The sequence below is a fragment of the Plantactinospora solaniradicis genome (assembly GCF_042658085.1).
Lineage (GTDB): Bacteria > Actinomycetota > Actinomycetes > Mycobacteriales > Micromonosporaceae > Plantactinospora > Plantactinospora solaniradicis.
The window spans coordinates 1-8,082 of the sequence record NZ_JBHSPR010000086.1 but is presented as its reverse complement, the minus strand read 5'-3'; the positions used below and the strand labels follow the sequence as shown (position 1 = coordinate 8,082).

Genomic DNA, 8,082 nt, shown 5'->3' with positions numbered 1-8,082 from the left:
AGAACCAACCGCAGCGGCGGGCTCGGACCCACACCGAGCCCGCCACGCGACCCAAAACCCAGATCACCCCACCACCCGAAAAGAACCCCCACCCCGCCGATCACACTGCCCGTTCCCCGTCCCCCTCGTCATCGCGCTACCCCTTCAGAGATCCCTGGAGCAGGGCTTTGATGAACTGACGTTGGAAGATCAGGAACACGATGAGGGTCGGGGTGAGGATGAGCAGCGAGCCGGCACACAGCAGCACCAGGTCGGTGCCCCACTGCCCCTGGAAGGCGCCGAGGGCGCCGGCCATCGTGCGTTTGGTGGCGTCATCGACGAGCACGATGGCGAGCAGGAACTGGTTCCAGGTCCACAGGAACAGCAAGATGGTCAGCGAGGCGATGGCCGGCCGGGCCAACGGGACCTGAACGCGCCAGAACAGCTGCCAGGTCGTGCTGCCGTCGACGCGAGCGGCGTCGGACAGCTCGGTCGGCACGTTGGCGAAGTGGGCCCGCATCCAGAACACCGCGAACGGCATGTACAGCCCGATGAGCGGCAGGACTATCGCCCAACGGGTGTTGAGCAGACCGAGGTCGCGCATCTGGTAGTAGATCGGGGTGACTATCGCCTCGAACGGCAGCGTCAGACCGAGTAGGAGCAGCCCGAAGGCGATCCCGCCCCCGGGAACGCGCAGGTGACCGAGTCCGAAGCCGGCCATGGTGGCGATGACCACGGAGACCGGCACGACGCCCAGCACGATCAGCAGGCTGGAGCGGAGCAATGCGCCCATGTTGGCGACCGTGAAGGCGTCGACGAAGTTTCCCCATTGCGGGTCCGATGGCCAGGACAGCCCGGTCGGGACCGTACCGCGAGGCTGCAGGGCCGCGGAGAGCATGCTCACGAACGGCAGTAGCGTGATGAGGACCAGCGCGACCAGGAAGACCCGACCGGTCAGTTGTTCACGTCGGCTCAGGTTCATCCCTTGTCCTCCCGGGTCAGCCGCTGGATCGGCAGCACACACACCAGGACCAGCAGCATGAGGACGACGGCCAGCGCCGAGGCGAGCCCGACCTGACGCTGAGCGAACGCCAGGCGGTAGATCTCCAGGCCCGGCACGGTGGTTTGCACGCCGGGGCCGCCGCTGGTGGAGATGTAGACGATGTCGAAGCTGGCCAGGGCGGCGATCACGGTCACGGTGAGGCAGATACCGATCTCCTGGCGCAGGCTGGGCAGGGTAACCGCGAAGAACTCGCGTACCGACCCGGCGCCATCGAGCCGGGCCGCCTCGTACAGCGCGGGGTCGATCTTGCTCATCCCGGTCACCAGCAGGATCGTGCACAGGCCGAGCAGAACCCAGGCACCGATCACCCCGACGGACGGGAGTGCGGTGTCGAACTCGCCAAGCCACGCCCGGGTGAGCCCGCCCAGGCCGACCGCCCTGAGCACCTGGTTGACCAGTCCGTTCGAGGACAACAGCCAGCTCCACGCGATGCCGGCTGCGACCAGGGGGATCACCTGCGGCAGGAACAGGATGGTCCGCACGGCAGTGCCGAACGGTCCGGCGGTGATCCGGCGGACGAGGCTGGCCACCAGCAACCCGAGCCCGACCGGGATGAGGCTGAAGAAGATGATCAGAACGAGCGCGTTCGAGATGATCTTCAACAGGTCGCTGTCCGTGAACACCGTCACGTAGTTGTCCAGGCCCGCCCATCGGGCCAGTCCGATCCCGTTCCAGTCGTAGAACGAGTACTGGACGGTGAGAACGAGGGGGCGAAGGACGAAGACGGCGTACATGAGCAGGGCGGGCAGCACGTAGAGCCAGCCACTCCACCGGGCCGCGCGGGCCCACCTGCGTTGGTGGGCCCGCGCGGACGGGGGGTGTTCCAGGCGGGCGGGCCGTGCCGAGGCCCCGTCCCGCCTGCTCGGTGCGCTGCCGGAGGCAGACGTCATCGGGACAGTTCCTTCTGGTACTCGGCCTGGACCGCCTTGACGTAGCCCTCCGGCGTCTGTTGACCGGCGATCAGCTTCTGCATCTCGGGGGTGATCGCCGAAGCAAAGATCCCGCCGGTGGCGTTCGCGGTGAAGTCCACTGCTCCGTTCTCTGCTCCGAGCTGCTGCGACGCCTTGAGCGTCTCGGCCAGGACGGTTCCCTCGCCGGCAGCGGAGACGGCCAGATCCGAGGGGCCACCGGGGTGGGACCCGCCGACCTGCACCGAGACCTCCCGGGCCTTCGCGTTCGTGTGCAGCCAGTTGAGGAAGAAGGCGGCGGCGTCCGGGTGCTTGGCCTTCGCACCGACTCCGAAGGTGTTGGGCGCGGACATCGCGACGTGCTTGCCGCCGGCAGACTCGGTGGGAAAGAGGAAGAAGCCCACGTTGCCGGGCATCGACTTGTCGAGGTTGCTCGACTCCCAGTCGCCGTTGAACATGAACAGGCCATTGCCCTTCTGGAACTCACCCATCATGGCGGTGTAGTCCAGGGCATTCGCGTCCTTCGGGAAGTACCCGGCCTGCGCCCATTTCTGGATGGTCTGGGTGGCCCTCAGCGCGGCCGGGGTGTCGAACGTGGCACCCGGCTTCTGGAAAACCCAGTCCGCCACCTGGGCGGGGTCACCGAACTGGTTCTGCAGCGCCTGATGGGGGAAGTTGATCCCGGCGGTGTTCTTGTTGAACTGCATGATCGGCTGCAGGTTGGCGGCTTTGGCCTTGGCCAGCAGTTCCTCGAACTCGGCGACGGTGGCCGGCGGCTGAGTCATGCCGGCCTGCCTGGCCAGTGTCTTGTTGTAGAAGACGCCCGTCACGCTGTAGCCCAGCCCCATTCCAAACAGCGAGCCGGCACCGCGCGGGCGTCCACCGTCGGCGACGCGGAGCTGCACCAGTTGCGAGGCGGGGAAACGATCCCACCCGTACGCGCTGAAGTACGGGTCGAGGTTCTTCAGCAACCCGTCCTTGACCAGGTCAACCATCGTGGGCAGTCGGATGATGTCCGGCGCGTTGTCCGAGGCCAGAACGCGCGGGGCGTTCTCCACGATCACCGCGAACTGGTCCTCGCGGATGTTGAACTTCACCTGCGGGTACTGCTTGGTGAACTCGTCGGCCAGCGCCTTCGCCAGCGGAAAACCGGTCTCGGCGTACATCTCCAGAGTGATCGGGTCAGCGCCGAGTTCTGTGCTGACCGCCGCGCTGGAATCCGCGCTCGGCTGGTTCTCCGAACCAGGTGTACTACATGCGGTGATTGCTATCGCGACAGTCAGTAGCGGCGCGAGTATCGCCAACCCGCGTCGCCCGGAGCGCCTCGTTGAAAAGCTGCGCACTTTTGTGACTCCTCGACTTCTTCGCGCACTCCACCAGACCCGTCCGGCACGGCGGCTCCGTCACAGATCCGCCGTGACCGCCCGATCCCGGCCGCGACGCGTACGTCGCGACCCGGAACCCCGAGCCCAGGGCGTGCGCTATCTCAACAGGTCTCCTCGTGCGGGCGTCGGGGCCACCCTCCGAGGGGTAAACTTGCTCGCTAAACTGATTTAGCAGAGCATGCGTCCGTCGCGCAGCGGTGTCAAGAACAAGTTGGCAACGACGCGGAAACGGCTGGTTCACGGGACATCTGTCCGCCGCGCTGGCCACCACCGGCGCTGGGCCGCGTCGGCTGTCGCATCATGTGGGGACGGCGGCGACTCGGTTGGACCGCCTTGATTCGGAGGACTGATGGGCCGCAACAGAGCAACGCTGGCGGATGTCGCGCGCCGGGCCGGGCTGTCCAAGACCGCCGCGTCGATGGTGCTGAACGGGCGGGAGGGGACCCGCCTGTCTCCCGAGGCCCACCAGCGCGTCTTCGCGGCCGCCGAGGAACTCGGCTACCGACCCAACGTCGCCGCGCGGAGTCTGCGTACCCGCAAGACGGCCACCATCGCGTTCGTCTCCGACATCGTCGCCACCACCCGGTTCGCCGGTGACCTCATCCGCGGCGCGCTGGACGCCGCCCGCGAACGTGACCACGTGCTGCTGATCACGGAGACACAGGGCGACGCGGCGTTCGAGCAGTACGCGATCGAGGCGATGCTCGACCGCCAGGTCGACGGGGTCATCTACGCGGCGATGGCGACCCGGCGACTGACGGTACCGCCCGCTATCCTGGCCGGCCCGGTCACGCTGCTCAACGCCATCAGCTCGGAGAGCCTGCCCTGCGTGCTACCTGATGACGAGCGGGCCGGCCGGACCGTCACCACCGCCCTGATCGAGCAGGGCCACCGCGACCGAATCGCGCTCATCGGCCGCAACCGGCTCAAGGAACGCGACCCGGAGGTCTCCCTCGCCCCACCGGCGCGGCTGCGCGGCATCCGGGACACGCTCTCCGCCAGCGGCGCCGCCCTGTACGCCGAGGCGTTCTGCAGCGACTGGCTGCCCGAGCATGGCTACGCCGCCATGCGCACGCTGCTGCGCAAGCCGGATCGACCCAGTGCGGTCATCTGCATGAACGACCGACTGGCCTTCGGCGCCTACCAGGCGCTCGGCGAGGCCGGGCTGGCAGTTCCCGACGACATCTCCCTGGTCTCGTTCGACGACGACCCCATCGCCGCCTGGCTACGCCCCGGTCTGTCCACCGCCGCCCTGCCACACGAACAGATGGGACGCCGCGCGGTCGAACTTCTCCTCGACGGCGGCGTCACCGAACCAACCCTCGTCCCCATGCCGCTGCGCCGACGCAAATCCATCGCCGCACCCGCCGTATAACAGTCACGTCCTTCGACACCCACGGGTCCCGGGACCGTGGCTCTCGAAACCCGACGTCCTGCTAAACCGATTTATCTGGTAGCTTTCCGGCCATGTTACGTCTGCCAGACCACTGGGTATGGGACAGCTGGTACGCACAGGACGACGACGGTCTGCGGCACGTGTTCTTCCTGCGTGCCTCCCGCGCCCTGCTCGATCCGCACCGCCGGCACCTGCATGCCGCCATCGGCCACGCCGTCTCCACCGACCTGCGCTCATGGCGCCTGGTCGCCGACGCGCTCGTTCCCGCCGACACGCCGGGCTGGGACGACCTGGCCACCTGGACCGGCAGCACCCTCCGCGGCCCGGACGGTCGCTGGTACATGTTCTACACCGGGGTCAGTCGCGCCGAGAACGGGCTGGTGCAACGCATCGGCCTGGCCGTCTCCGACGACCTGACCACCTGGCACCGGCACGGCACCGACCCCCTCGTGGAAGCCGACCCGACCTGGTACGAACTACTGGACCGCGACATGTGGTACGAGCAGGCCTGGCGTGATCCGTGGGTCTTCCCCGACCCCGCCGGCGATGGCTGGCACATGCTCGTCACCGCCCGCGCCAACCACGGGCCGTCGGCCGAACGCGGCGTCATCGGGTACGCCACCTCCGAGGATCTGGTCAACTGGACCGTCCGGCCACCGCTGTCCGCCCCGGCCGGATTCGGCCACCTCGAGGTGCCCCAGGTCGCGGTCGTCGACGGACAGCCCCTCCTGTTGTTCTGCACCAACGCCGCCGCGTCGCCACAGCGCGCCGATCATCGCGTCTGGGTCGCGACCGGGCCGACGATCCACGGGCCCTGGGACATCCCATCCGCGCAGCCGTTCCCGTACCCGAACCTGTACGCGCCCCGCCTGGTACCCGCTCTCGACGGGCACTGGGCGCTCATCGGCTTCCTCGACGAGGTCGACGGCGAGTTCGTCGGCGAACTGACCGACCCGATCCCCGTCCGCTACCGCCCCGGCGCCGGGCTGGTCATGGCCGGGCTGACCGAAGCGTCCCCGCCTGTCCGGATGGCCCACTCCGACAGCGGCGTGTGACCGCCGGTAGCCCCTGCCGAGACGTAACCACCCGAGCAGAGAGAGGCGTCGTGAGCGCGTCGGCCATCACGATCATCGGCGAAGCAGTCATCGACCTCGTCGAGGGGCCAGACGGTCAGTTCGCCGCTCACCCCGGCGGTAGTCCGTTGAACGTCGCCGTCGGGCTCGCCCGGCTCGGCATGCCGGCCAGGCTGCTCGCCCGGCTCTCCGCCGCCCCGCTCGGCCGCCGGCTGCGCGAGTACGCCGAAGCCAACGGCGTCGACCTCAGCCACGCCGTCACCGCCACCGAGCCGGCGACTCTCTCGGTCGTGTCACTGGCCGCCGACGGCACCGCCGCCTACGACTTCTACGTCGACGGCACCGCCGACTGGCAATGGCAGCCAGCGGAGTTGGCTCCCGCACTCGACCACCATGGCATCCTGCACGCCGGCTCCCTGGCGGCGTTCCTGACCCCTGGGGCCGAACACGTGGGCGATACGCTGCGCGCGGCCCAGGAACGCGGCATGGTGGTCAGCCTTGACCCGAACATCCGACCCGGCCTGGTCGGCACTCGCGCCCAAGCCCGGGCGACGGTTGAGCAGCTCGTGAGCTACGCCCACGTGGTCAAGGCCAGCGACGAGGACATCGCCTGGCTCTATCCGGACGAACGGGTTGGTGACGTCCTCCAACACTGGCGCGGTCTCGGCGCGGTGCTCACGATCGCGACTCTCGGACCCGAGGGAGCGGTCGCCGCCACCGGTGCCGGCGTGCTGCGGGAGGCGGCGCCGGTGGTGGAGGTCGTCGACACCATCGGCGCCGGGGACGCGTTCACCGCCGGCCTGCTCGCAGAGTTGTACCGATTCGGATCAGGGCCGGCCTGGCACGAACACGACATCGCCGGCGCCATGCGATTCGCCGTCGAAACAGCCGCCATCACCTGCACCCGGGCTGGCGCGGACCCACCGCACCGAGGCCAACTGCCTGGCCGCACGATCCCCTGATCCAGAAAGCACCCGTGCCCGGCGCCCGTGCCTTCGGGTGCATCGCGACCGTACGGCGCCGGCATCGATAACAGAAAATTGCTGTTAGATTTTTCGGGTGACCGATCCGATGTTCTTCGGCGGAAAGTGTTATCAGTCACCGCCGTGCGGGTCGGATTATCCGGAGTGTGTCCTCGTCGGTCGTTGGGCCGCTCTCCCGGTTAACGCATTGACGTTCACCCCTTGAATACCTCGTAACAGTCTGGCAATATGCCGTACATCCGCCTGAGCGGCTCTCCCGTGTCTCACTTGATGTCCGTGAGACCTTGCAGCCGTTCATGTGAGCGTTAACATCGTTCGGTTCCCGCACTACGGGAGGACAGATCAGAGCATCACTGGTGCGTTGGCGACGAGCCTGGCCGGGCAATCCATCCGTCCACGCCGTCACGTCGAAGTGACGGACGGCGTAACCGGCCACCCCCGCACCTTTTACTGTGCCGTCCCGGGAATGCGAGGAACGCCACTACTCCACGCGTGGCGCACGGCGCCTCGGGTGGTTCGGGCAAAGGAGAAAGACTATGGATGTCGTGGCGCAGGCGCCACCAGTCACGCCGGTTCCAGGGCCGGCCTGCCAGGGTACGGTTCGCGTCCCGCGACGTCGCTGGCGGTCCGCGCTCGTCGTCACCGTGGTGGCCGCCCTCGTCGCTACCGCTGCGGTCGCGTTCGGTTCGGCGCCGGCATCGGCGGCGACGGTCGACACGAGCGCGTGGTACGTGTTGATCAACCGCAACAGTGGCAAGGCCTTGGACGTGTACAACCTGGCCACGAATGACGGTGCGCGGATCGTTCAGTGGGCACGGAACAACGGCAACCAGCAGCAGTGGCAGTTCGTGGACTCGGGCGGTGGCTACTACCGGTTGCGGTCGCGGCTGTCGGGCAAGGTGCTGGACGTCTACAACCTGTCGACCGCCAACGGTGCCAGCATCGTGCAGTGGGCCGACGGCAACGGGACCAACCAGCAGTTCCGGTTGAGCGACTCCGACGGTGGCTACGTCCGGTTGATCAACCGGAACAGCAACAAGGTGGTGGAGGTCCAGGGCGCCTCGACCGCTGACGGCGGAAACATCGTGCAGTACGACGACTGGAACGGCAACAACCAGCAGTGGCAACTCGTCCGCGTCGACGGCGGGAGTAACCCCACCACGCCGCCGCCGACGGGCACGTGTGATCTTCCGTCGACGTACCGCTGGTCATCGACGGGCTCGCTGGCGAACCCGAGGTCGGGGTGGGTCTCGCTCAAGGACTTCACCTACGCCCCCTACAACGGCAGGCATCTC

The 8,082-nt window shown here is 67.8% G+C and carries 7 protein-coding genes; 4 read left to right on the top strand and 3 right to left on the bottom strand.

Translation table 11 applies throughout. The annotated features are described in order from the left end of the window. Positions 1 to 136: 136 nt before the first annotated feature. Genes ACFP2T_RS45395 through ACFP2T_RS45385 form a run of 3 tightly spaced genes read right to left on the bottom strand, consistent with a single transcriptional unit; the run spans position 137 to position 3,116 of the window. Positions 137 to 961 (bottom strand): carbohydrate ABC transporter permease, encoded by an 825-nt coding sequence (locus ACFP2T_RS45395; RefSeq protein WP_377433588.1) that lies wholly within the window; start codon positions 959 to 961, stop codon positions 137 to 139. Then, the gene (locus ACFP2T_RS45390; protein ID WP_377433586.1) at positions 958 to 1,932 is read right to left on the bottom strand and encodes a carbohydrate ABC transporter permease; all 975 of its coding nucleotides are present in this window, start codon (positions 1,930 to 1,932) and stop codon (positions 958 to 960) included. The genes ACFP2T_RS45395 and ACFP2T_RS45390 overlap by 4 nt, the downstream gene beginning before the upstream one ends. Further along, the gene (locus ACFP2T_RS45385) at positions 1,929 to 3,116 is read right to left on the bottom strand and encodes an ABC transporter substrate-binding protein (RefSeq protein WP_377433583.1); all 1,188 of its coding nucleotides are present in this window, start codon (positions 3,114 to 3,116) and stop codon (positions 1,929 to 1,931) included. The genes ACFP2T_RS45390 and ACFP2T_RS45385 overlap by 4 nt, the downstream gene beginning before the upstream one ends. A 568-nt stretch (positions 3,117 to 3,684) precedes the next feature. Here ACFP2T_RS45385 and ACFP2T_RS45380 point away from each other — a divergent pair. The 4 genes from ACFP2T_RS45380 to ACFP2T_RS45365 form a co-directional block, all read left to right on the top strand. After that, the gene (locus tag ACFP2T_RS45380; protein ID WP_377433580.1) at positions 3,685 to 4,710 is read left to right on the top strand and encodes a LacI family DNA-binding transcriptional regulator; all 1,026 of its coding nucleotides are present in this window, start codon (positions 3,685 to 3,687) and stop codon (positions 4,708 to 4,710) included. 92 nt (positions 4,711 to 4,802) lie between these two features. Next, positions 4,803 to 5,786 carry a glycoside hydrolase family 68 protein gene (locus tag ACFP2T_RS45375; protein WP_377433577.1) on the top strand — a complete coding sequence of 328 codons (984 nt, stop codon included), beginning with the start codon at positions 4,803 to 4,805 and terminating at the stop codon, positions 5,784 to 5,786. Between the two features lie 50 nt (positions 5,787 to 5,836). Then, positions 5,837 to 6,766, top strand: a complete 930-nt coding sequence (locus ACFP2T_RS45370; protein WP_377433575.1) for a carbohydrate kinase family protein — start codon at positions 5,837 to 5,839, stop codon at positions 6,764 to 6,766. A 557-nt stretch (positions 6,767 to 7,323) separates the two neighbouring features. After that, positions 7,324 to 8,082 (top strand): non-reducing end alpha-L-arabinofuranosidase family hydrolase (locus ACFP2T_RS45365; protein WP_377433573.1); only part of this gene is annotated, 759 nt, incomplete at its 3' end.

Excerpts from the sequence above, each read along its gene's own strand:
- ACFP2T_RS45395 (WP_377433588.1), bottom strand. The coding sequence starts at position 961 with ATGAACCTGAGCCGACGTGAACAACTGACCGGTCGGGTCTTCCTGGTC.
- ACFP2T_RS45390 (WP_377433586.1), bottom strand. The coding sequence starts at position 1,932 with ATGACGTCTGCCTCCGGCAGCGCACCGAGCAGGCGGGACGGGGCCTCG.
- ACFP2T_RS45385 (WP_377433583.1), bottom strand. The coding sequence starts at position 3,116 with ATGTACGCCGAGACCGGTTTTCCGCTGGCGAAGGCGCTGGCCGACGAG.
- ACFP2T_RS45380 (WP_377433580.1), top strand. The coding sequence starts at position 3,685 with ATGGGCCGCAACAGAGCAACGCTGGCGGATGTCGCGCGCCGGGCCGGG.
- ACFP2T_RS45375 (WP_377433577.1), top strand. The coding sequence starts at position 4,803 with ATGTTACGTCTGCCAGACCACTGGGTATGGGACAGCTGGTACGCACAG.